Genomic DNA, 22,473 nt, shown 5'->3' with positions numbered 1-22,473 from the left:
GCGGATCCGGGTCAGGCGCGCGGTCCGACGATGTCCCGCAGCCGCTCGACCGCGGCCACCCGGGCGGTGTGGGTGCTCGCGGTGGGGACCACGCTCAGGGTGGTGACGCCGGCCTCGCGGAACGCGGCGACCTGTTTGCGTACCGCGTCCTCGGGGCCCACCAGCGAGACGGCGCGGGCCAGTTCCTCGGGGACGGCGGCGGCCGCCTCCTCCTTGCGGCCCGCGAGGTACAGCTCCTGGACGCGGCGCGCTTCGTCCGCGTAGCCGTAGCGGCCCATCAGGTCGTTGTAGAAGTTGCGGCCGGGCGCTCCCATGCCGCCCGCGTACAGGGCGAGGTCGGCGCGGACCGGATCCAGCCCGCGCCGGTCGGCGTCCTCGCCGATCGCCAGGTGGACGGGGGCCACGACGTCGAGCCGGCCCAGCGCGGGATCGCGGCGGGCGAGACCGGCGGCGAGCGCCTCGCCCCAGACCCGCTCGGCCCGCTCGGGGTGGAACCAGATCGGCTCCCAGCCCTCGGCGGCCTCGGCGGCCAGCGCGACATTGCGCGGCCCCAGCGCGGCGAGCACGATCGGGATACGGTCCCGCTCCGGCCTGTTGATCAGCTTCAGCGGCTTGCCCAGCCCCGTGCCGCCGTCCTCGACGGTCAGCGGCATCCCGTAGTGCCGGCCCCGGTACGCCAGGGGCTCGCGCCGCCACACCGTGCGGCAGATCTCGATCACCTCCCGCGTCCGGGACACCGGGGCGTCGGCGCGCACCCCGTGGAACCCCTCGATCACCTGGGGGCCGGACACTCCCAGCCCGAGCACGAACCGGCCGCCGGAGACATGGTCGAGGCCGGCGGCCGTCATCGCGATGAGCGCCGGCGTGCGGGTGGGCAGCGGAATGACACCGGAGGCGATCTCCACCCGTTCGGTGACCGCGGCCAGATACCCCAACTGGCTGACCGCGTCCCAGCCGTAGGCCTCTCTGACGGTCACCCGGTCAAGGCCCGCCCGTTCGTAGTCGACGAGCCGGGCCGCGGTCTCGCGGAACGCGGATCCGGCGTACGGCAGGGCCATGGCGATCCGCATCAGCGTCCCCTCTCCGGGCCGCCGGGCCGCGCCGGCGCTCCGCTTCCGTTCGCCATGTCAGTGCCCCATTCCCAGGCCGCCGTCGACGGGCAGCACGGCTCCGGTGATGTAGCGGGCCTCGTCCGAGGCGAGCCAGCGGACCGGTCCCGCCACGTCGTCCGGCTCGGCGTGCCGGCCGAGCGGGACGCCCGCCAGCATCTCCGCCCTGCGCGCCTCGGAGACCGTCTCGGCCATGTCCGTCAGCACCAGGCCGGGGGCGACCACGTTCACCGTGATGCCCCGGCCGCCGAGCTCGCGGGCCAGGGAGCGGGCCATGCCCACCATCCCCGCCTTGCTCGCCGCGTAGTTGGCCTGGCCGACGGCGCCGGACAGACCGGACACCGACGACATCAGCACGATCCGGCCGCGCCGCATCCGCAGCATCCCCGGCACCGCCCGCTTCACCACGCGGTAGGCGCCGGTGAGGTTGGTGTCCAGCACCGTGGTGAACCGCTCCTGCGACATCCGCAGCAGCAGCGCGTCGTCCGTGATGCCGGCGTTGGACACCAGCACCTCCACCGGGCCGTGGGCGGCCTCGGCCTCCTTGAAGGCGGCGTCCACCTGTCCGGCGTCGGTGACGTCGCACTTCACCGCGAGCAGGTCCGGGGGTGCCCCGGAGCCGCGGTGGGTGACGGCCACCCGGTCGCCCTGCCGGGCGAACGCCTGGGCGACCGCGAGGCCGATGCCCCGGTTTCCTCCCGTGACCAGCACGGAACGTGCCATCGTCGAGTCTCCTTCTCGTGCGGTGTCAGTGAGCGGGGCCGGCGACGGCGTCCACCCGGGGAGGGGTGCCGTCCGCCGGACCGGGCGCGTCCCGCAGCCGTACGACGGCCTCGCCGCGCACCGTCAGGGGGCCGCCCTCGATCCGCACGGCGAGGTCGAGCCGTGCCGTGCGAGGGCCGTCCGTCCCCGGGGCCGGGGGATCGACCGAGGCGACCCGGGCGGTGCAGCGCAGCCGGGCGTGCACCGGGGTGGGGGCGCGAAAGGTCACCCGGAAGGACACCAGGTCCGTCACGGGCAGTTGGGCGGTGAGCACCCGGCCCAGGAACGCCATCGACAGCATGCCGTGGGCGATGACGTCGTCGAGGCCAGCGGCCACCGCCGCGTCCGAGTCGATGTGGATGGGGTTGTGGTCGCCCGAGGCCCCGGCGTACAGGGCGAGCACGGCGCGGGTGACGGGCGGTGTCACCAGTTCCGGCAGTTCGGTGCCGACGGTGACGGCGGACAGGTCGACCTCGCTCATGCCGGGCCTCCGGAGCCGCGCGTGTCGGGGGTGTTGCGCACCGCGAGGACCTGATGGAGGTCGGCCACCGGGGAGCCGTCCGCCCGGGTGACGGAGGTGTCCTTGGTGATCAGCTCCAGGCTGCCGCCGCGGTGGGCGCGGATCGAGACGATGACCGGCGCGAAGGTGAGCCGGTCCCCGGCGTGGGCGGTGCCGTGGTAGACGAAGCCCTGCTCGATGTGGAGGACCCGGGTCACGTCCACCCCCATGTCGGTCAGCAGGTCCTGCGAGTGCTCCATCTCCAGGCCGAACAGGAAGGTGGGCGGCACCGGCAGGTCGGGATGGCCGGCCGCGCGGGCCGCGGCGACGTCGTGGAACACGTCGTCCCCCGAGCCCACCGCGCCCACCGCCGCGGCGAACTGCCGCAGCCGGCCGCGCTCGACGTCGGCGGTGAAGGGCGGGACGCGGGTGCCCGCGTACGAGGCGTCGATCACCGGATGATCACCTGCCGTTCCCGTTCCCGGCTGGCGTGCAGCAGTTCGCGGTTGCGGACGGCCTTGCCGTTGGCGGTGCGCGGCAGCCTGCGGACGAAGTGCAGCGCCTTGGGCACCTTGTGCGGGCTGAGCCGCTCGCGGCACCAGGCCAGCAACTCCCCCTTGGCCAGGGCGGGTTCCGCGACCAGATGGCACTCGATGGCCTCGCCGTACACCACAACCGCCTCGGTCACCGCCGGATGCTCCAGGAGGGCCGCCTCGATCTCCGTGAGGTCGACGTTGAGGCCGCCGATCACCACGGTCGAGTCGGTCCGGCCGAGGATCTCGAGCACACCGTCGCCGGGCCGCACCAGGCAGCGGTCGTGGGTGTTCAGCCAGCCGTCCTCGTAGCGCCGGGTGCGGTCGGCGTGCAGATACGGGTCCTCGGGCAGCCGCACCCGCAGAGTGCCCTCCACGACGTCGGTGTGCACCCCGGCCGCGGGCAGGCCCACGGCGGGCGGCGCGTCACGGCCGGCCAGGTCGGTGGCGATGATGCCGACCTCCGACATGCCGTACGCCTGGCCGATCCGTACGCCGAAGGCCTCCTCGAAGCGGTGGAACACCTCCGGCCGCAGCATCTCGCCGCCCGAGACCGCCAGCCGCAGCGCCGGGAGGTCGCCGGGGCGGCCGACCCGGCTCAGCAGGTCGAAGTGGACCGGGACACCGAACACCGCGTGGATCTGACGCTCCGTCAGGATCCGTAGCAGATCCCGTGGTTGGGGGCTGCCGCTGAAGTGCAGCGACACCCCGTGGCGCAGGGCGTGCAGCACCCCTCCGATCAGGCCGAAGGAGTACGCCATGGAGCTGAGCAGCAGCAACCGCTCACCGCGCCGGGGCATCTCCGGCAGCAGGGCGAAGCGGTCGAGCTCGTCGAGCAGCGACCGCCCGGTGCGTCCGATGACCTTGGGCAGACCGGTGGAGCCCGAACTGAACTGCACCAGACGGTGGTCGGTCTCGGCCGGGCGCCCCGAGCGGCGCGGCAGGACCACGGTCTCGCACTCGTCCCGGAAGGAGGTGAGGGTGGGGGCGGGGCCGTCCACGGTGAGATGGAACTGCGGCTCGCACAGGTCCAGCAGCCGGGTGGTCTCCGCCGGGGTCAGCCGCGGGTCCATCAGCATGACCTGAGCACCCGCCGACCAGGCCGCGAACACCGTCCACAGCAGGGTGAAGCTGGGCAGCAGCTGGACGGCGACCGTGCTGCCGGAGCCGATGCCGTGCGCCGCCAGGACGTCACGCGTACGTGCCGTCTCCTTCCTCATCCGGCCGAAGGTCACCGCCCGTTCGCCGTGCCCCCAGACCGTGTCGTCCAGGGCGTCGCCGGTCAGCGCCGCACCGAGCCAGCGCTCGAACGTCGGGGCGCCAGTGTCGACAGCCATCACAATCCTTCCTCACCTGTGCGCGATGTGCGGTGGACGGACCGCCCGGCCTCCGGACGGACCGGCGGACCGGGCCGTCCGGAGGCGTTCGGTCACTTCTCGATGCAGAACTCGCCTACGGGCCAGCCGACATGACGCTTGTCGTCGGCGAGGTAGCCGAGCAACTGGTCCCCGGCCTTCAGCTCGGTGACGTTGAGCACGGCGGCACCCGGGCCCAGCACCCGCACGTGCCAGTCGTCCTGGACGGTCAGGCTGACCTCCACCCCCGACTCCGACACCGCGCGGATGGTCAGCATGGGACGGGATTCGAGCTTGACCCGGCCCACCACGATCCGTCGCGTGCGGCCCTCGGTGGTGACACCGAGCACCGTGCTGCCCGCCTGCAGTTCGCTGAGGTAGTTGGTGCGGTTGTCCTCGCCCAGGACGTAGGAGTGCAGGGCGCCGGCGTTGACCCGGAACGGACGCGTCGGCATGTACGGCAGCGGGTGGGTCTCGCTGACGCACAGGACGAAACCGTGCGCGTACGAGCCGACGAGGATGCCCTCGTCCTGGCCGAAGTGCGAGCAGGTGTCGACGCACACGCGGTCGCCCAGGCCGTTGTGCTCGATCGACCGCACGGTGAGGGTGGTGAGCGCCAGGTCGGGGCTGCCCTCGCGCAGCAGCCCGGTCAGCCCGAAGACGTCGTTGGCGTCCTTGGGGGCCAGCAGCAGGCCGTCCGAGCCCTTCTCCAGGACGTCGAGGATGATGCCGGCCTCCTCCAGGTCACCGGCCTCGCAGATCAGCCGTCCGGGGCTGTGGTCGGCGGCGGCGATCACGATCTCCAGCGGGATCTTCGTCGGGTCGCGGAACTTGACCAGGGTGTTCGGCAGCGCCTGGGCGGCGGCGCAGGCGACCTTCAGGGTGGCGTCGTCGACGACCTCGACGAAGGCGGCGGTGCGGGCCGGTTCGGCCTCGCTCTCCAGCTTCAGCTTGTCGAGCTCGGCGACGGTGTCGATGCGGGTCAGCACGATGTCGGCGACCTCGGTGGCCTCCGCGGGCAGCGGGACGCCGGGCTTCGGCAGCAGCACCTTGGTGACGGTCGGCGGCAGGGTGGCGAGGACCTCCAGCCGGTCGTCGAGCACTCCTTCGAGGCGGGCGTGGACGGCGGCGTCGACGACGCCCGCGCGCATTTCGTCACGGGTGGAACGAAGGTCGATCCAGGCGAACTTCACAGGAGTACCTTTCGATGGTGGTAACGACGGTGAAAAAGGGGGCGGGGCGGGGTCAGGGGCGCGTCGGGACGGGGGCGCCCAGGTCGTCGTAGCGGTGGAAACCGTGTCCGCTCTTGCGGCCGTGCCGGCCCTCGGCGACCAGCCGGTCGAGCAGGTCCGGCGTGGTGAAGGCCGGGTGGCTGTACTCCTTCGCCAGTCCCGCGGCGACCTCGCGCAGGACGTCGAGCCCGGCCTGGTCGGCGGTGGCCAGCGGGCCCATGGCGTGTCCGAAGGCGAGCCGGCAGGCCCGGTCCACGTCGGCGGCCCCGCAGATGCCGCTCTCCACGAGCCGGACCGCCTCCAGGACGAAGGCGATGATCAGCCGGGTGGTGACGAAGCCCGGCAGGTCCTTCTCCACCACCACGCACTGCTTGCCGATCTGCTCCGCGAAGGCGCGGGCCGCGGCGACGGTGCGGTCGGTGGTGGCCCGGCCCCGGACGATCTCGCACAGTTCCATGCGCGGCACCGGCGAGAAGAAGTGCGTGCCCACGACGTCGCCCGGCCTGGCCGTGGCCTCGGCGATCGCGGAGACGGGGATGCCGGAGGTGTTGGTGGCGAGCAGGGCTCCGGGCGGGCAGAGCCGGTCCAGTTCGGCGAAGACCCGCTTCTTGAGGGCGAGGTCCTCGGCGACCGACTCGACGGCGACCGGGCAGTCGGCGACCTCGTCCAGGTCCGTCGTCGGACGGATCCGGTCCAGGGTCTCCTCGACCTCCCGCGCCGGCCGTCCCGTCCGGGCGGCGCTGCGCTCCAGGGAGGCGCGGGCGGTCTCCAGCGCCCGGCGCAGGGTGGTCCGGCCCCGGCTGTAGAGCACCACGTCCCGTCCGGCGGCGGCGGCGACCTGGGCGATGCCCGCGCCCATGACGCCGGCCCCGACCACGGCCACGGGTGACGTGCTGTCAGTTGTCATCGGCTGTCCTTCGTGGGTTGTGCGCGACGGGTGAGGGGAGTCGAGTGAGGTGACGGGCCGGCGTCAGGCGCTGTGCGCGGCCTCGCGCCCGGCGGCGTCGCTCGCGTCCCGCATCCGCTGCCAGACGCGCAGGCCCCGCTCGGCGAGACCCGGGTGACCGCGGAAGATGCGGGCCATGATCCGCGCGCAGTCCTCCGGGTCGCGCACCGTACGGCTGGTGACCGTGCCGCGTTCGGCGACCGTGAACACGTTGTTGACCAGGGAGACCTTGCCGCCGCGGATGCCGCGTGAGCACATCAGCGCCCGGGTGGTCTCGGAGACCGACTCACCGTCCAGATGGAAGGTGATCGCCTCCTGGAAGTACTCCACCGTCCGCGGCTCGGGGACGAACCGGTACAGCGGCAGCCACTCCCGCTCGCCCCGGCGCTGCACCACGTACCAGCCGTCCTCGGACAGCACGCGGTAGACCCAGCCGTCCTGGTGCTGCTCGCCGGGGACCAGTTCGATGGGCTCCACATAGACGAGCTGGGTGTAGCTGGGGTCGACCAGCCACTCGACCCCGTCGATCCGGACCTTCATGATCAGGTGGTCGCCGCCCTTGCTGAAGTACTCCCGGTGGGCGACCCAGATGTGCGCGGCCAGCACGGTGACGTCGAAGCCGATCTCCCGCAGGTGGTGCGAGAGCAGCCCGTTGGCCTGCAGACAGAAGCCGCCGCCGCGCCGGGTGACGATCTTGTCGTAGACGCTCGCCCGGTCGATGGCCGGACGGAGGCCCTCGGGGCCCTCCAGCGTCTCGAAGGGCACCTCCAGGACGTGTTTGCGGCAGATCTCGCGCAGGACGTCGAGGGTCGGCTCCAGCGGGCCGTGATAGCCGATCCGGTCCCAGTACGGGTCCCGCGGCTGCCGGGGGGACTGCATGATGACTCAGGCCTTCCTGTCGGTGGGGTGCTCGGCGGGGCGGCGCCCGGTGCGGCGGAGCCGGCAGGTGAGCCGGGCCGTGCACAGGCGCCGACCGTCCTCGTCGGTGGCGGTGATCTCGTAGGTGGCGACGGAGTCGCTCCGGTGCAGCGGCAGGCAGACGCCGGTGACGACGCCGTCGCGGACGTCCTCGTGATGCGCGCAGGACAGCTCCTGGCCCAGGACGATCCCGCCGGCCCCGAGGTCGAGCGCGGCGGCGACCGAGCCGAGCGTCTCCGCCAGCACGGCCAGCGCTGCGCTGTCGAGGCGCCCGTAGCGGTCGCGGTTGCCCGCGACGGGCAGGGTGCCGACGAGCCGGCCGCTGTCCCACCGCGTGATCCGCACGCCCAGGGTGGTGGTGACCAGCTCCGCCGGGTCCAGGGCGCCGAGGGCCAGCGGCGGTCCGGCCGCCGTGGCGTCGGGTTCGTTCCTACGGTCGTGCGTCCTCATGGTGTCCACGCCGCTCCTCGTCGCTGTGCGGGGATTCGCCGGCACCGGTCAGGGGACGGCGAGGAAGTCCTGCGGGCCGCTCCACCGGATGAGCGCGCCGCCCACACTGAGTCCGGCCCCGAAGGAGACCAGCACCACCCGGTCGCCCGGGGTGATCCGGCCGGCGTCCACCGCCTCGCGCAGCGCGAGCACCGAACCGGCGGCCGAGGTGTTGCCGAAGCGGTCCACGTTGATGGAGGTCTTGTCGTACGGCAGCTGCAGCGCGTCCATGATTCCCTCGACGATGCGCCGGTTGGCCTGGTGGAGCACGACCATGTCCAGGTCCTCCGGCGTGAGGTTCTCCTCCTCCGCGAGCTTGCGGACGAAGCCGGGGATGTTCTCCAGGGCGAAGCTGCGGATGTCCCGGCCGACGATCCGGATGAAGTTCTGACCGAAGGAGGAGTGGACCTCGTTGCCCTCGGCGTCGGTGACCGGGTCCCGCGACACCAGGGCGGAGTGGTAGCCGTCGGGGTCGTTGCGCAGCACGGTGGTGCCGATGCCGCTGGTGGGCACCGTGGGCTCGACGATGTAGCAGGCCGCGGCGTCACCGAAGATCACCGCGGTCATCCGGTCGGTCGGGTCGAGCAGCTTGGTCACGGTGTCGGCGAGCACCACGGCCACCCGGTGGTAGCCGCCGGAGCGCACGTACTTGGCGGCCACGTCGAGGGCGAAGACGGAACCGGCGCAGCCGCCGCTGTTGACGTCGAAGGCCACGGCCTCGGAGAGTCCCGCGTGCCGCATGATGGCCACGGCCGTGGCCGGTGCCATCAGATCCGGTGTGACGGTGCCGCAGATGACCAGGTCGATCGAGTCCGGATCGATGCCGGACCGGGTGCACGCGTCGAGCAGCGCCTTCGCGCCCATGGTGGCGGTGGTGTCGTCCTCGGCGGCGAAGCGGCGGGACTGGATCCCGATCTTCTCCGTGATCCAGTCGGCGCTGGTGTCGATCATCCGCTCCAGGTCGGCGTTGGTGACGACCCGTTCGGGCAGGTACTGGCCGATGGTCCTGATGCCCACGCCGAACGGCTGTGCCTCGGCGGTCGCACGGTGGTCGGACATGGGGTGGCTCCTCGGTGTCGATCGGCGTTCCGGTGGGTGCGGTGCGGAAAGAGGTGTCAGGGAGTGCCGGGCGGGGTCAGCCGGTGGTAGCCGCCGCCGTAGAAGACCAGCGGTTCCGCGTCGGGGGACCCCTGGTGCAGGGTCTCGACCTGGCCCAGGACGATCACGTGGTCGCCGGCCGGTACCGTGCCGGCCACCCGGCACTCCAGCGCGGCCAGCGCGTCGCCGATCACCAGGCAGCCGTTGTCCCCGCGGCGTCCGCCCAGGTGCTCCTGTGCGTCGGTTCCGGTCGGCCGGCTCTTGTCGGCGAAGCGCACGGACTGCTCGCGCTGTCCGGCACTCAGCAGGTTGACGGTGAAGTGGCGTGCTTCCAGGAGGGGTTCGAGGATCGAGCTGACCTGCCCGAGACAGACCGACAGCAGCAGCGGCTCCAGCGACACCGAGGTGACCGAGTTGACGGTCACCGCCCGGGTCCGTGGTCCGCAGCCCTGCGTGACGACGGCGACCCCGGTCGGGAACCGTCCCATGGCGCGCCGGAAGGCGTCGCCGTCCGGCAGGGCGCGCGGGCCGTCGAGGACATGGTGGGTCCCGCTCGTCGACGTGGTCATCAGACCGGGGCGCCGCGCTCGCCGATCAGCTCGGCCATGGCACCGATCGTCGGGGTCTCCAGCAGCTCGTCGTCACTGATCTTCACGCCGAGGTTCGTCTCCAGGATGAGGGAGAGCTCGACGACGGAGAGCGAGTCGAGGCCCAGCTCTTCGAGGGTCGACTCAGGGGTGATCTTCTCCGGGTCGACCTTGAAGGGGCCGGCGAGGATGTCGCGCAGCGTTGTGAACATGGTCGGGTCGTCTCCTTGCGACAGATGGATGGCCTCAACTGGCGGGCAGCTTGGGCCAGGTGAGAGTGGTGGCGCCCCAGGCGAGGCCGCCGCCGAAGGCGGTGAGCAGGGTGCGGTGTCCCGAGGCGAGGCTGCCGTCCGCGTGGGACTGCGCCAGCAGCAGCGGGATCGAGGCGGCCCCGGTGTTGCCGACGTCGGCGATGTTGGACAGCTGGTGCTCGGCGGGGATGCCGAGCCGGTCGGCGACGGCGGTCAGGATGCGCGCGTTGGCCTGGTGGGCGGCGAACCGGTCGATGTCGCCGATCGACCAGCCCGTGGACGCCACGGCCTGCCGGGACGCGGTGGTCATCCGGTCGACGGCGTGCCGGAACGTGTCCCGGCCCTCCATCTGGAAGTACTCCTCGCCGGGTTCCTGCGGCCTGCGCAGCGACCGCTGCCGGGAGCCGCCGGCCGGGACCCGGATGAGGTGGCTGAGCGTTCCGTCGGTGCCGAGCACCACCGGGCCGAGCGCTCCGGGTTCGTCGGCGTGACCGGCGCGCAGGACCACGGCCCCCGCGCCGTCCGCGAAGATGACCGCGGTGGAACGGTCCGCGGGGTCGACGATGGTGGTGAACGCGTCGGCGCCGATGAGCAGCACCCGGTCGGTGAGGCCGGTGGCGATCAGGCCGGCCGCCGTCGCGAGTCCGTAGAGGAACCCGGTGCACACGGCGGAGACGTCGAAGGCGGGCACACCGGCCAGGCCGAGCCGGGCGGCCACGTCCGGAGCGGTGGCCGGGCAGATCCGGTCCGGCGTGGTGGTGGCCAGGACCACGGCCCCGGCCCGCTCGTCGCCGGAGGAGGCGAGCGCCCGCCGTCCCGCCTCCACCGCGAGGTCGGAGGTGGCCATGCCGGGGGACACCCGGTGCCGGGTGCGGATGCCGGTGCGGGTGCGGATCCATTCGTCGGAGGTGTCGAGGTGGGCGGAGAGGTCCTCGTTGGTGACGACGTGCGGAGGCACCCAGCCTCCGACGCCGGCCACGACCGCGGTGCGTTCCTCCAGGAGCTGGGCCGGGTTCACAGGGACTCCTTCCGGCGGTCCGCCGCGGCGGACCGCCGCAGCAGGCAGGTGAGGCGGGCGGAGGCGATCCGGTTGCCGCGCTGGTCCTCCACGGCCACGTCGTAGGAACCGAGGGTGTCGCCGAGGAACAGCGGTGTGCACACCCCGCGGACCCAGCCGTTGCCGCGGGCCGCCCGGTGATGTGTGCACGAGAGTTCCTGGCCGGTGACCCGGCCGCCGGGACCGACCTCCAGCGCGGCGGCGTGCGCCGCGAGGGCCTGCGCGAAGGCCGCGCTCGCCCCGCCGTGCAGGAAGCCGTACATCTGGCGGTTGCCGGCCAGGGGCATCCTGGCGACCAGCCGCCGCGGGTCGTCCTCCAGGATCTCGATGCCCATGCGATCCGCCAGCGTGTCCGGGGCGGGGGCGGCGGCGCTCATGCCGCGCTCCCCGACAGGACCGGCTCGACGGGCTCGACGACATAGCCGTGCCACCCCGGCACCCGGACCGGGCCGACCGGGACGCCGTCCGGCGGACGCACGGTCTCGCAGGCCGCGACCAGCGGTGCCAGCCAACCGAAGCGCGCGTAACGGGAGTCGGGCAGTGCCGCCTCCGTGGCGGCCGGGGTGACGCCGAGCCGCGACGGTGTCGTGCCGTCGGCCGGCTCGCGGGCCAGCAGCAGCGCGACCCCGCAGTCCCCGTCGGGCAGCGGATCCAGGCCGCCGTCCCCCGCGGTGCGGCGCAGCACCCAGGTGGCGCGCTCGTTCGCGGCGAGTTCCAGGCCGATCAGCAGGACCTGGTCGACGTCGTCCTGGTCCAGCATCAGATCCGCGGCGAACAGTGCCTCGGCGGCGCCGTCGCGGGCGACGGAGAGGCATTCGACGGGGCCGGTGATGCCGTACGTCTTGCCCAGGTGACCGAGGATCGAGGTGGTCACGGACTGGAAGAAGAGCAGCGGACTGTGCACCTGACCCTCCGTCAGGCGCCGGGTGGCGGTGTCCAGCGTCACCGTGTCCCCGAACATCGTGGCCAGCACGATCCCGGTACGGGGACCGGCCGCGCCGACCAGGTCCTCGGCGGTGCCGGGCGCTCCGAGGCACTCGGTGGCCACCGCGTGGACGAGCGGGCTGAAGCGGGACGTCACGAAGCCGACGACCCTGGGCAGTTCGACCGGTGCCGCGCCCGGCAGCCCTGCCGCCGCACCGCCCCAGGGGGTACGGCAGGCCGCGGCGAGGACCGCGCGTGCCGGGGTGGACGTCGCCGTCATGGGGAACCCTTCCGTGCGCGTGCGCGTGCTCGGGCTGTTGGGTGTGGTCGGGGTGCTCGGGATGGTCACGCCCGCTCCAGGACGAGCGCCGCGTCGACCCCGCCGAACGCGGCGTTCAGGGAGAGCGCGTGGGTGATCGGGGCCGGGCGGGCGGTGTCGCGGACGTAGTCCAGATCGCACGCCGGGTCGGGCGTCAGGCCCCCGACGGTGGGCGGCAGCAGGCCCTCGCGCAGGGCGATCAGGGTGATGACCGCCTCGACGGCTCCGGTGGCCTCCAGCATGTGGCCGGTGCTGCTCTTGGTCGAACTGACCGGAACGGCGGGCGCGTCGACACCGAAGATCTGGTGCAGTGCGGCGGTCTCCGCGACGTCGTTGAGGGGGGTGCCCGTGCCGTGGGCGTTGACGTACCCGATCCGGTCGGGTCGGACGCCCGCCCGGCGCAGGGCGGTTCGTGCCGCCCTGGCCAGACCGTCCCCCTTCGGATGCGGCTGGATGACGTGGTGGGCGTCGGCCGCCATGCCCCAGCCGGTGATCCGGCCGAGGACCTCGCCGCCGCGGGCCCGGGCCCGGTCGGCGGACTCCAGGACCAGGACGGCGACCCCGTCCCCGTGCAGCAGTCCCTGCCGGTTCGCGTCGAAGGGGCGCACCGCGTCCTCGCGGGAGAGCGCCCGGCCGGAGTCGAATTTGGCGAACACGTCCTCGGTGACCAGGTAGGCGCCGCCGCACACCACGGTGTCGGCGATGCCGCGCCGGATCAGCGTGGCGCCGTGGGCGAGCGCGTTGGTCCCGGCGACGCACGCGTTGACGTAGGCGGTCCGGGGCGTGCCCAGGCCGAGCTCGTCGCCGAGCAGTTCGGGCAGCCGGGCGGGCACGCTGTCGAGGGTGCGCGGGTCGGCGGCGGTGCGCGCGCCGGTGCCCGACCAGAAGTCCGGGGCCGCCGAGTGGTCGCCGTTGGTGCCGAGGAGCACGGGGGCGCCCCGGCCGTCGGTGCCGGCCATCCGCAGGGCCTCGGCCGCGCAGGCCAGCAGCACCTCCGCCTGTCCCGGGGTCACCCCCGGCTTGACCGGCACGCCGGGGATCTCGGGGCCCTCGCCCTCGTAGGTCGCCGCGTGGCCGGCCCGGTAGGGCGCCGGGTCGAAGCGGGTGACCGGGGTGAAGCCGGGCCGGCCGGCGAACACCCCGTCCAGCAGGGCCTGTTCGCCGAAACCGAAGGCGGTGAGGACCCCGAAGCCGGTGATGGCGACGTCATGAGCCATGGAGCACCTCCGGTACGGCCGTGCCGCCGTCGGCCCGTTCCGCGAGGAACCGGCGCAGGGCCCGCACCGAGGTGCAGGACGCCAGTCCGTCCTCGTCCTCGACGGACACGACGATGCCGTGCTGTTCGTCGAGGAGGTGGGCGAGCCAGACGAGGGTGAGCGAGTCGAGGGCGAGTTCGGTGTCGTCGTCGAAGGTGTCGGTGGTCAGCAGTCCGCAGTCGCGCAGCAACCCGCCGATGGCCGCGTCGTCGATCACCGGCCGACTCCGTCGGCGAGCGCGCCGCCGCGCAGGGCCACGACGGCGTCCACGAGTTCGCCGAGGGTCGTGTCCTGCTGGCCGTCGCTGTCCGCCTCGGGGACCTCGACGGCGTAGGCGCCCTCGATCTGGATCATCAGCTCCAGCCTCGACAGCGATTCCAGGCCGAGGCCGGTTTCGCCGAGCGGGGTGGCGTCCGTGGTGTCCTCGGGGACCGGCAGGTTCATCACCTCGCCGATGGTGGTGAGGATGAACGCGCGGATCTCGTCACGCATGGTGTCTTCCTTCTGACGCGGGTGGACTGCGGTTTCCGTCGGGGACGGCGCCTCAGACGGCGGCGTCGACGTCGAGGCGACGCGCGGCCGTCCGCACCGGCACATCGGCGTGCACCACGGACGCCAGGGCCTTGAGGGCGGCGGCCGGGGCGGCGCTGAGGAACACCCGGCGTCCGACGGCGAGGCCGCCGCAGCCGGCTTCCATGGCCGCGGTGGCGAAGGCGGTGAGGTCGGCGTCCTGGTCGCCGCCGCCGGCCACCAGGACCGGTACGGGGCAGCTCGCGGTGATCGCGGCGAGCTCCGACAGGGGCAGCGGCCAGGTGGTCTTCACCAACGTGGCGCCCAGGTCGGCCGCCACGTTGACCGCGTGCGCGAGGAGCGCCGGGTCGTGCTGGTCGGCGATCCGGGGGCCGCGCGGGTAGATCATGGCCAGCAGCGGTACGGACCACCGCTGGCAGGCCTCGGCCACACTGCCCAGGTCGGCGAGCTGACGGGCCTCGGTGTCGGAGCCCATGTTGACGTGCACGCTGACGGCGTCGGCGCCGAGCCGTACCGCTTCCTCCACGGCGCCGACCAGCACCTTGGCGTCGGCGTCGGGGGAGTGCGGGGTGCTGGCGCTGAGGTGCACGATCAGCGAGCAGTTGCGCAGCAGGGCCGGGTCGACGGCACGGGCGCGGCCCTTGTGCACCACGATCGCGTCGGCGCCGCCCTCCACGACGGACCGGACCAGTTCGTTGAACTGGGCCGCCGGGACGATCGGTCCGTCGGCCACCGAGTGGTCCATCGGGACGAACAGGAAGCGTCCGTCCCGGTGTCGTGACAGCCGGGCCAGCCGGACCCCGGCCCCGGTGTCGAGTGCGACCATGCTCCATCACCCCTGTCCGCCCGCGCAGGCGCCGGCTGTTGTGGTGATCCGAGTCTGTGGTCGGCGGCCCGCCCGCAGAATCCTCGAACGGGGTGGCCCTCCGGCAGGGCCCCGGGGCCAGGGTCGAGGAGGTGGCCGTACGGGCAGTCCCGAGGGGCCCGTACGGACCGGGCCGGCCCTGTTGGCGCTCGCAGGGCGGTCGGGCGCACAGCGCTCCGCGCGGTGACGCGGACTGCGTCACCGCGCGGAGCGGGGGGAACGTGCGGGTCGTTCTGCCGTTCTGTGTCCGGTTGTCGTGTCGCCCTACTCGGAGAGCAGCGGTGCGACGCCGGTGGGCGCGGCGGAGCCGTCGGTCGCGGCGGCCGGGCGGCGGCCGGGGAGGAAGAAGGCGGGGACGAGCGCGAGGCCCGTGAAGGCCAGGGCCCACCAGAACGGCGCCCGGAAGGACGTCGCGAGCCCGTGGGCCACGGCGCTGTCGGGCAGTACGGCCGTCAGACCCGGGACCCGGGCGGGCAGATGGTGCAGCGCCTCGTTCTGGAGCACCACGGTGAGCACGGCGGTGCCCAGCGAGGCGCCGATGCGCTGGAAGACGTGGAAGGCGCTGGTGGCACGCGGCACGACCTCCTTGGGCACACTGCTGAACGCAGCGGTCATGGTCGGCATCATCGAGGCCCCGAGGCCGATGCCCCGCACGACCAGCGCCGAGCTCAGCAGGAACTGGTTCGGATCGGCGTCGATCACCACGTACGGCAGGGTCCCCACCGCGACGAGGACCACACCGGCCAGGGTCACGGTGCGCACCCCGAGGGCCGCCGTCAGCCGTTGGAGCAGGGTGACCGCGATGAGGTAGCCGACGCTCTGCGGCAGCAGGAGCAGCGCGGAGACCAGCACGCTGGTGCCCTGGACGACCTGGAAGTACAGCGGCAGCGGGATGAGTACGCCGTACATCGCGACGGCCATGACCATGCTGGTGAGATTGCCGGCCGCGAAGTCGCGGACGAGGAACAGCCGCAGGTCGAGGACGCCTTCGGCCCGCCGGCGCAGCGCGTGCACGACGAACGCGGTGCCCAGGACGAGGGCGGCGGTCAGACCGGTGAGGGCCTTGGTGCCGGTGAACCCGCCGGACGAGCCGGCCTCGGACAGGCCGTAGACGAGCCCGGCGAGGGCGGGCACCAGCAGCACCAGGCCGAGGGTGTCGAGGACGGCGTCCTTGGTGGGGGCGATGACGTTGCGCACCCGCCACAGGATCAGGGCGATGGTCACGACGCAGAACGGCACGTTGATGAGGAAGATCCACCGCCAGCTGGCGTGGTCGACCAGGACACCGCCGAGCGAGGGGCCAAGGAGCGGGGCGAAGAGGGCCGGCACGGTGACGATGGACATCAGTTTGGTCAGGCGGCGGGGTCCTGCCGCCTGGGCGATCAGCGCCTGCCCGACGGGAAGGGCGAGACCGCCACCGATGCCCTGGAGGATGCGGAACCCGATCAGGCTGGGCGCGTCCCAGGCGAGCCCCGAGAGGAGCGACCCGAGCAGAAACGCGGCCTGGGAGAAGATCAGTGTCTGCCGCGCCCCGAAGCGTGCCATCGCCCAGGCCCCCAGCGGGAGCGTGGCGGTGATGGCCAGCAGATACCCCGTGACCACCCACTGGACGGTGGCGATCTCGGTGTCGAAGGCGGTGGCCAGCGGTCCGATCGCGACGTTGGTGATGGTGGCGTCCAGCAACCCGGCGAAGCTGCCGAAGGCCATGATGGCGGCGAGCCACCACAGGTCGGGATCGATGTGGTCGGAGTCGTCCGCCACGGCTCGCTCCTGATGGGTCGTCACGTCGATCTCTTTCTCTCGTCCGGAAGAGCTTCCGCCTCAGCGTTCCACAACACATGTCGTGTTGACAACATGTGTCGGATAGTGGTTCGGGGCGGGCGAGCCTCTTGAGGCGCCCGATCGGGCACGGCGTTCGGGGGGTACGGGCACCCGCCGACGTCACCAGACTGGGCCGCTACGACCAGGTGACTTCGTGACTGAGGAGCACAATGGACCGGATCGGCTTCGGAGCCTTCCTATCGCCACTGCACCCGCTGGGAGAGGACCCGGCCCTGAGCCTGTGGCGGGACCTGGAACTCGCCGAGTGGCTCGACCAGCTCGGCTACGAGGAGCTGTGGGTGGGCGAACACCACTCGGCCGGCTGGGGAACCATCGGCTCGCCCGAACTGTTCATCGCCACCGCCGCCGAGCGCACCAGGCACATCCGCCTCGGCACCGGCGTGGTGAGCCTGCCCTACCACCACCCCTTCATGGTCGCCACGCGCGCCCTCCAGCTCGACCACCTCACGCGCGGGCGCTTCACCCTGGGCGTCGGGGCCGGCTCGATCCCCACCGACATGCACTTCCTCGGGATCGACCCGGCGCAGACCCGGCGCCGTACCGCCGAGTCCCTGGAGGTGATCCGGAAACTGGTGGCCGGCGAGGAGCCCGTCACCCAGGAGACCGACTGGTTCCAACTGCGGGACGCCCGCCTCCAGTTGCGGCCCTGCATGCCCGCCGGGCTGCCGATGGCGGTCTCCAGCGCGGTCTCCCCGTTCGGCATGCGGCTGGCCGGCCAGTACGGCATCACCCCGCTGTCGTTCGGCATCCCGCCCAAACCCGGCAGCCGTATCGGCGACCTCGTCGGCCAGTGGCAGCACGCCGAGGAGTCGGCCGCCGAGCACGGCCACAAGCTCGACCGGGCCGACTGGCGGGTCGCGCTGAGCGTGCACGTGTCGGACAGCCGGGCCCAGGCGCTCGACGAGATCGTCGACGGCTGGACGCGGTACCGCAACGAGTACTGGTCCCTGCTCGGCACCCCGCCGGTGCACTCCCGCGGCGAGGCCCGCATGCTGCTGGAGGAGCTGATCGACCAGCGCTCCACGATCGTCGGCTCCGTCGACGAGGTCGTCGAGTCGATCCGGGACGTGCAGGAGGAGACCGGCGGCTTCGGGCGGCTGCTCGTCAACGTCATGGACTGGGCCGGGCGCGAGCAGACCAAGCGCAGTCTGGAACTCCTCGCCCGGTTCGTGGCGCCCCGTTTCAACGGCTCCCTCAAGGGCGTCAGCGGCTCCTACCAGTGGACGGCCGACCTCGCCCGCGCCTTCGCCGGCCAGTAGACGACACCAGAACGGGCGTTGCCCGGCACCCTCCCAGGTGCCGGGCAACGCCCTTTTCCGCAGGGGAAGTTCGTCAGCCCGCGAGCCGGGCCGTCAGCTCCCGCTTGAGCACCTTCCCGCTCGGCCCCAGCGGGAAGGAGTCGACGAACTCCACGCGCCGCGGGTACTTGTACCCGGCCAGCCGCTCCTTGCTCCAGGCCACGATCTCCGCCCCGAGCCGCCCGGTGGCGTCCGCGCCGGGCACCGCGCGCACCACCGCGCACACCTCCTCGCCGTAGCGCGGATGCGGCACGCCGATCACCGCGACCTGCGCGATCGCCGGATGCCGGGACAGCACCTCCTCGACCTCGCGCGGGTACACGTTGTATCCGCCCCGCACCACCATGTCCTTCTTGCGGTCCACCAGGGTCAGACAGCCGTCCTCGTCCAGGGTCCCCAGGTCGCCGGTGCGGAACCAGCCGTCCACCAGGACTTCGGCGGTGGCCTTCGGACGGCCCAGGTAACCGGCCATCACGTTGTGCCCCCGGACGACGATCTCGCCGACCTCACCGGCGGGCAGCGTCTCGATCCGGCCCTCGGTGTCCGGCGCGGCGACGGCCACCTCCACGCCCCAGACCGGCCATCCCACGGTGCCCGGGCGGCGCGGCAGCCCCGGCTGGTTGTACGCGACCACGGGCGACGTCTCCGTGAGGCCGTAGCCCTCGTACACCGGGCAGTCGAACACCTCCTGGATCTCCTCCAGGACCTTCACCGGCAGCGCGGAGCCGCCCGAGTAGGCGCGGTCCAGCAGCGGCCGGCCCGGTCCCCGGCGTTCGCGTGCCGCGTCGAGCAGGGCCAGGTACATGGTGGGCACGCCCATGAAGGCCATCCGCCGGTGACGGGTCATCAGCTCGACGGCCTCCTCGGCGTCGAAGGACCGCATCAGCACCATGGTCCCCGCCGCGCGGAAACACACCCCCATGCCGCAGATCTGGCCGAAGGTGTGGAACAGCGGCAGCGGGCAGAGCAGCACGTCGTCGGCGCGGAAGTCGAACGGGGAGAGCATCGTGACGCCGATGTTCAGCGTCAGGTTCAGATGCGTCAGCACCGCGCCCTTGGGCCGGCCGGTGGTACCGGAGGTGTAGAGCACGACGGCGGCGTCCTCGGCGTCGCGCGGCACCGGGTGGTCCAGGGGCACCGCCCGCTCGGCGAGGACGTCCAGCCGCCGGTGCTCCGGGTCCTCCTCGGCGAGCACCGTCAGCACCTCGACGCCCACCACCTCGGCCGCCTTCGCGCCCTCGCCGAGGAAGGCGCCCGAGCACACCAGCAGCCGGGCCTCGCAGTCGCGCAGCACATACGCGATCTCCTCGGCCTTGAGCAGCGCGTGCACCGGTACCACCACCGCGCCGGCCGCCAGCGCCCCGAAGTAGGCCATGGCGAAGTGCGGTGTGTTGGCCAGCAGCAGCGCCACCCGGTCGCCGGGGCGCACCCCGTGCTCGCCGAGCACGGCCGCGTACTGCCGGGCCCGGTGCCACAGCTGCTCGTAGGACCACTCCTGTCCGTCCTGGACGATCGCCGGGTGGTGCGGGCGTCGCGCGGCCGGCTCACTGAGCACGGCGGCCACCGAAAGGGACATCGGCCATCAACTCCGTTCCGCCCGGGCCGACTTCGGGCACCGGCGACGGGCAAGGGGTGTGGGGCACCGGCCTGTGCGGCCGAGAGGTGCGGGGCGGCCGCGTCACGCGGCCGCCCCGCGGGGTCGGACTCCGGGAGGGGTCAGGCGCCGCGGACGCCGCCGCGGGGGATGCCCAGTTCCTGCCAGATGCCGTCCAGCGCCTCGGCGAACTTCTCCACGTCGCCGAGGGTGTGGGTCGCGGAGGGCGCGACCCGCAGGATCTCCTCGCCGGCCCGGACGCTGGGCGCGTTGATCGGCTGGACGTAGATGCCGTGCCGCTCCAGCAGGATCGCCGAGGCCCTGCGGCACCGCGCGTCGTCCCCGACGAACACCGACACGATGTGCGACATGTTCGACACGAACGGGATCCGCCGCTCGCCGAGCAGCCGGTGCAGCAGTTGCGCGTTGGCCGCGAGCCGGTCGCGTTCGGTCTCCGAGGAGCGCAGGTGCTGGACGGCGGCCAGGGCGCTCGCGGCGGTGGCCGGCGGCAGCGAGGTGGTGAAGATGAACGGCCGGGACAGCGCGCGCACCGCGTCCACCAGGTCGGCGGGCCCGGCGATGTAACCCCCCGCGGTGCCGAAGCCCTTGGCGAGGGTGCCCATGTACACGGTGAAGCGGTCGGCGATGCCCTCGCGGGCGGCGATGCCGGCGCCCTGCGGACCGTACATGCCGACCGCGTGCACCTCGTCGACGAACGTGGTGGCGTGGAACTCCTCGGCGGCGGCGGCGATCTCGGCGAGCGGCGCGACGTCGCCGGACATCGAGTACACCGACTCCAGGACGACCAGCTTGGGCCGGTCGGGGTCGGCGGCGGCCAGCAACTCCCGCAGGTGGGCGACGTCGTTGTGGCGGAAGATGTGCTTCTCGGCGCCGCTGTGCCGCAGTCCGTCGATGATGGAGGCGTGGTTGAGGGCGTCGGAGAAGACGAGGGTGCCGGGCGCCCGGCCGGCCAGCACCGTCAGCGCCCCGTCGTTCGCCGTGTACCCGGAGGAGAAGACCAACGCGGCCTCCTTGCCGTGCAGTTCGGCCAACTCCCGCTCCAGCAGCACGTGGTAGAAGTTCGTCCCGCCGATGTTGCGGGAACCGCCGGAGCCCGCGCCGAACGCGTCCACGGCGCTCTTGGCCGCCTCCAGGACGGAGGGGTGCTGCCCCATACCGAGGTAGTCGTTGCTGCACCAGACGCTGATCTCCACGTCGGAGGGGGCGTCGTGCAGACGGGCGAGGGCGCTGGGGAACCGGCCGGCGCGACGGCCGATCTCCAGGAAGTCCCGGCGCTGCGCGCCCAGTTCCTCCATCTCGCCGGCGAAGTGCTCCAGATGCTGGTTCATGGCGTCAACTCACCTCTTGTATACGGGTGTTCGGATGGGTCATGTCCTGCCATGCGAGGCGTAGCCGGTGCTTGTCCGGCTTGCCCCCGGCGTTGAGGGGCAGTTCGTCGAGGATCAGGACCTCCTCGGGCACGTGCTCGGCGGTCAGGCCCGCGGCGAGGTGCGCGCGGACGTCCTCGGCGCCGACCCGGGCATCCGGCCGCGACACCACGGCGGCGTGGAGGTGTTCGAGCAGGTCCGCGTCGCGCACGCTGTAGACGGCGGCCTGCGCGACGCCGGGCAGCGTCAGGATCCGGCGCTCCACGACGGCCGGATGGATCAGCACCCCGTCGGCCTTGACCACGTCGGCGATCCGGCCCAGCAGGTGCAGATACCCCCGCTCGTCGAGCCGGCCGAGGTCGCCGGTCCGGTACCAGCCCTCGCGCAGGGTGCGCATGCTCTGCGCCGGATCGGCCCAGTAGCCGTCCATCAGGTGCGGGGAGCGCACCCACACCTCGCCGGTGACGCCCGGCGCCACCTCCTGCTCGGTGTCGGGGTCGTGGACGCGGATCTCGTTCTCGGGGAACGCCCGGCCCACGGTGGAGTGCAGAGCGGGATCCTGGTGGTCGCCGGGGTGCAGATAGGTGATCCGTCCGCTTTCGCTGGTCCCGTAGCCCTGCACCAGGACGGGGCCCAGCAGCCGTACGGCCTCGGCGATCCGGGCGGGCGCGGCGGCGCTGCCGGTGTAGATCAGCTGGCGCAGCGCGGACAGGTCGGTGGCCGGCGTCCGCTCGTGGTCGAGCAGCTGGTACAGGTGGGCCGTGGCCATGAAGGTGTGGGTGATCCGGTGCTCGGCCAGGGCCCCCAGCACCGCGTCCGCCGCGAACTCCTCGTGCAGCACGACCGCGCCGCCGCCGGCCAGTACGGCGTCCGCCATGGTGGCCACGGTGTGGCTCAGCGGTGTGGTCACCAGCAGCCGGGTGCCGGCCCCCTCCGCCCCGGCGAACGCCTCCCCGGTCACCCGTACCAGGTTGTCCCAGGCGGCGGCCGAGAGGCGGATCCCCTTGGGCCGGCCGGTGCTGCCACTGGTGAAGCCGATCACCGCCAGGGCGCGGGGCTGCCACTCAGCGGCGGCGACGGCCCGCGTGCCGTCCCGGACGTCGAGTCCCACGACCGCGATACGGCCCCGGGCCCGCTCGGCGAGGACGTGCGCGCGCCCGGCGTTCTCCCGGTCGGTGAACAGCACCCCGACCCGGGTGTCGAGGAGGATGCGGAGCTGGGTCTCGACGGGCAGCGCGGGCGCGGAGGTGCCCGGGTTGGTGGACCGCACATGGCAGACGGCCGCGCCCAGCAGGTGCGCCGCGTACCGCACCCGGAGCATGTCGGGGCTGTTGGACGCGGTCAGGATGCCCACCACGCTGCCCGGCCCGGTGCCCGACTCCCGCAGCAGGTCCGCCGTTTCGGCGACCGACGCGGCGAACTCCCCGGCGGACAGGGCCTGTTGACGCCAGTGCAGGACGATGCGGTCCGGGTGCGCCGTCAGCGCCGACAGCACCTGCGCGACGTAGCCGTCGTGCGGTGCCCACCAGCCGTCCGGTAGAGCCATGTCGACCTCGATTCGGTACGTGACGTGGGGCGCGGCGGATACCTGCCGTCACCTCCTGCGGCGGTGCAGCAACA

Annotated in this window: 24 protein-coding genes; 1 reads left to right on the top strand and 23 read right to left on the bottom strand. The window is 72.9% G+C overall.

The window, feature by feature from the left end:
- Nucleotides 1-11: 11 nt before the first annotated feature.
- From AB0M63_RS38115 to AB0M63_RS38020, 20 genes are all read right to left on the bottom strand, one after another.
- Nucleotides 12-1,070 carry an LLM class F420-dependent oxidoreductase gene (locus tag AB0M63_RS38115; protein WP_366022568.1) on the bottom strand — a complete coding sequence of 353 codons (1,059 nt, stop codon included), beginning with the start codon at nucleotides 1,068-1,070 and terminating at the stop codon, nucleotides 12-14.
- Nucleotides 1,071-1,127: 57 nt separating this feature from the next.
- The gene (gene fabG, locus AB0M63_RS38110) at nucleotides 1,128-1,832 is read right to left on the bottom strand and encodes a 3-oxoacyl-ACP reductase FabG (RefSeq protein WP_366022567.1); all 705 of its coding nucleotides are present in this window, start codon (nucleotides 1,830-1,832) and stop codon (nucleotides 1,128-1,130) included.
- A gap of 25 nt (nucleotides 1,833-1,857) precedes the next feature.
- Complete coding sequence (locus tag AB0M63_RS38105) at nucleotides 1,858-2,352, bottom strand: MaoC/PaaZ C-terminal domain-containing protein (protein WP_355924117.1); 495 nt, start codon at nucleotides 2,350-2,352, stop codon at nucleotides 1,858-1,860.
- Nucleotides 2,349-2,825, bottom strand: coding sequence for a MaoC family dehydratase N-terminal domain-containing protein (locus AB0M63_RS38100; RefSeq protein ID WP_366022566.1), 477 nt, complete (start codon nucleotides 2,823-2,825; stop codon nucleotides 2,349-2,351). Before AB0M63_RS38100 ends, AB0M63_RS38105 begins: the two co-directional genes overlap by 4 nt.
- Nucleotides 2,822-4,240, bottom strand: a complete 1,419-nt coding sequence (locus AB0M63_RS38095) for a class I adenylate-forming enzyme family protein (protein ID WP_366022565.1) — start codon at nucleotides 4,238-4,240, stop codon at nucleotides 2,822-2,824. The genes AB0M63_RS38100 and AB0M63_RS38095 overlap by 4 nt, the downstream gene beginning before the upstream one ends.
- Before the next feature lie 92 nt (nucleotides 4,241-4,332).
- The gene (locus AB0M63_RS38090) at nucleotides 4,333-5,451 is read right to left on the bottom strand and encodes a 3-dehydroquinate synthase II (protein WP_355924123.1); all 1,119 of its coding nucleotides are present in this window, start codon (nucleotides 5,449-5,451) and stop codon (nucleotides 4,333-4,335) included.
- A gap of 52 nt (nucleotides 5,452-5,503) precedes the next feature.
- Nucleotides 5,504-6,397 (bottom strand): 3-hydroxyacyl-CoA dehydrogenase family protein, encoded by an 894-nt coding sequence (locus AB0M63_RS38085; protein WP_355924125.1) that lies wholly within the window; start codon nucleotides 6,395-6,397, stop codon nucleotides 5,504-5,506.
- Between the two features lie 63 nt (nucleotides 6,398-6,460).
- Entirely contained in the window at nucleotides 6,461-7,315 is an 855-nt protein-coding gene (locus tag AB0M63_RS38080; RefSeq protein WP_355924127.1) for an arylamine N-acetyltransferase, read from the bottom strand.
- Between the two features lie 6 nt (nucleotides 7,316-7,321).
- Nucleotides 7,322-7,804, bottom strand: coding sequence for a hotdog fold thioesterase (locus AB0M63_RS38075; protein WP_355924129.1), 483 nt, complete (start codon nucleotides 7,802-7,804; stop codon nucleotides 7,322-7,324).
- 48 nt (nucleotides 7,805-7,852) lie between these two features.
- A complete protein-coding gene (locus tag AB0M63_RS38070) occupies nucleotides 7,853-8,902 on the bottom strand; it encodes a ketoacyl-ACP synthase III (RefSeq protein WP_355924131.1) in 1,050 nt (349 codons plus the stop codon).
- 56 nt (nucleotides 8,903-8,958) lie between these two features.
- Nucleotides 8,959-9,510: a flavin reductase family protein gene (locus AB0M63_RS38065; RefSeq protein WP_355924133.1), complete on the bottom strand. Its 552-nt coding sequence runs from the start codon at nucleotides 9,508-9,510 to the stop codon at nucleotides 8,959-8,961.
- Nucleotides 9,510-9,740: an acyl carrier protein gene (locus tag AB0M63_RS38060; protein WP_355924135.1), complete on the bottom strand. Its 231-nt coding sequence runs from the start codon at nucleotides 9,738-9,740 to the stop codon at nucleotides 9,510-9,512. The genes AB0M63_RS38065 and AB0M63_RS38060 overlap by 1 nt, the downstream gene beginning before the upstream one ends.
- A 34-nt stretch (nucleotides 9,741-9,774) precedes the next feature.
- Nucleotides 9,775-10,797, bottom strand: coding sequence for a beta-ketoacyl-ACP synthase III (locus AB0M63_RS38055; RefSeq protein ID WP_355924137.1), 1,023 nt, complete (start codon nucleotides 10,795-10,797; stop codon nucleotides 9,775-9,777).
- Nucleotides 10,794-11,213, bottom strand: coding sequence for a hotdog fold thioesterase (locus AB0M63_RS38050; protein ID WP_355924139.1), 420 nt, complete (start codon nucleotides 11,211-11,213; stop codon nucleotides 10,794-10,796). The genes AB0M63_RS38055 and AB0M63_RS38050 overlap by 4 nt, the downstream gene beginning before the upstream one ends.
- Nucleotides 11,210-12,040 (bottom strand): ketosynthase, encoded by an 831-nt coding sequence (locus AB0M63_RS38045; RefSeq protein WP_355924141.1) that lies wholly within the window; start codon nucleotides 12,038-12,040, stop codon nucleotides 11,210-11,212. The genes AB0M63_RS38050 and AB0M63_RS38045 overlap by 4 nt, the downstream gene beginning before the upstream one ends.
- Nucleotides 12,041-12,105: 65 nt before the next feature.
- Nucleotides 12,106-13,296: a beta-ketoacyl-[acyl-carrier-protein] synthase family protein gene (locus tag AB0M63_RS38040; RefSeq protein ID WP_366022564.1), complete on the bottom strand. Its 1,191-nt coding sequence runs from the start codon at nucleotides 13,294-13,296 to the stop codon at nucleotides 12,106-12,108.
- Nucleotides 13,286-13,552 (bottom strand): hypothetical protein, encoded by a 267-nt coding sequence (locus AB0M63_RS38035; RefSeq protein ID WP_355924145.1) that lies wholly within the window; start codon nucleotides 13,550-13,552, stop codon nucleotides 13,286-13,288. The genes AB0M63_RS38040 and AB0M63_RS38035 overlap by 11 nt, the downstream gene beginning before the upstream one ends.
- Nucleotides 13,549-13,827 (bottom strand): acyl carrier protein, encoded by a 279-nt coding sequence (locus AB0M63_RS38030; protein ID WP_366022563.1) that lies wholly within the window; start codon nucleotides 13,825-13,827, stop codon nucleotides 13,549-13,551. Before AB0M63_RS38030 ends, AB0M63_RS38035 begins: the two co-directional genes overlap by 4 nt.
- 52 nt (nucleotides 13,828-13,879) lie before the next feature.
- Complete coding sequence (locus tag AB0M63_RS38025; RefSeq protein WP_355924149.1) at nucleotides 13,880-14,692, bottom strand: 2-amino-3,7-dideoxy-D-threo-hept-6-ulosonate synthase; 813 nt, start codon at nucleotides 14,690-14,692, stop codon at nucleotides 13,880-13,882.
- Between the two features lie 303 nt (nucleotides 14,693-14,995).
- The gene (locus AB0M63_RS38020) at nucleotides 14,996-16,516 is read right to left on the bottom strand and encodes a DHA2 family efflux MFS transporter permease subunit (protein ID WP_366022562.1); all 1,521 of its coding nucleotides are present in this window, start codon (nucleotides 16,514-16,516) and stop codon (nucleotides 14,996-14,998) included.
- Nucleotides 16,517-16,722: 206 nt separating this feature from the next.
- Between AB0M63_RS38020 and AB0M63_RS38015 the strand changes: the two genes are divergently transcribed.
- Nucleotides 16,723-17,832, top strand: coding sequence for an LLM class flavin-dependent oxidoreductase (locus AB0M63_RS38015; protein ID WP_355924152.1), 1,110 nt, complete (start codon nucleotides 16,723-16,725; stop codon nucleotides 17,830-17,832).
- 73 nt (nucleotides 17,833-17,905) lie between these two features.
- Here the strand turns inward: AB0M63_RS38015 and AB0M63_RS38010 are convergent, their stop codons facing one another.
- The 3 genes from AB0M63_RS38010 to AB0M63_RS38000 all read right to left on the bottom strand — a co-directional run bounded on the left by AB0M63_RS38010 (nucleotide 17,906) and on the right by AB0M63_RS38000 (nucleotide 22,399).
- A complete protein-coding gene (locus tag AB0M63_RS38010; RefSeq protein WP_355924154.1) occupies nucleotides 17,906-19,447 on the bottom strand; it encodes a long-chain fatty acid--CoA ligase in 1,542 nt (513 codons plus the stop codon).
- Between the two features lie 140 nt (nucleotides 19,448-19,587).
- A complete protein-coding gene (hemA, locus tag AB0M63_RS38005) occupies nucleotides 19,588-20,814 on the bottom strand; it encodes a 5-aminolevulinate synthase (RefSeq protein ID WP_355919767.1) in 1,227 nt (408 codons plus the stop codon).
- A gap of 4 nt (nucleotides 20,815-20,818) precedes the next feature.
- Entirely contained in the window at nucleotides 20,819-22,399 is a 1,581-nt protein-coding gene (locus tag AB0M63_RS38000) for a fatty acid--CoA ligase family protein (protein ID WP_366022561.1), read from the bottom strand.
- Between the last annotated feature and the right edge of the window lie 74 nt (nucleotides 22,400-22,473).

Origin of the sequence: Streptomyces sp. NPDC051576 (assembly GCF_040681835.1) — a bacterium.
In the GTDB taxonomy this organism is placed as follows: Bacteria; Actinomycetota; Actinomycetes; order Streptomycetales; family Streptomycetaceae; genus Streptomyces.
The sequence above is the reverse complement of the archived record's forward strand: the minus strand, read 5'-3'. Positions and strand labels throughout refer to the sequence as shown.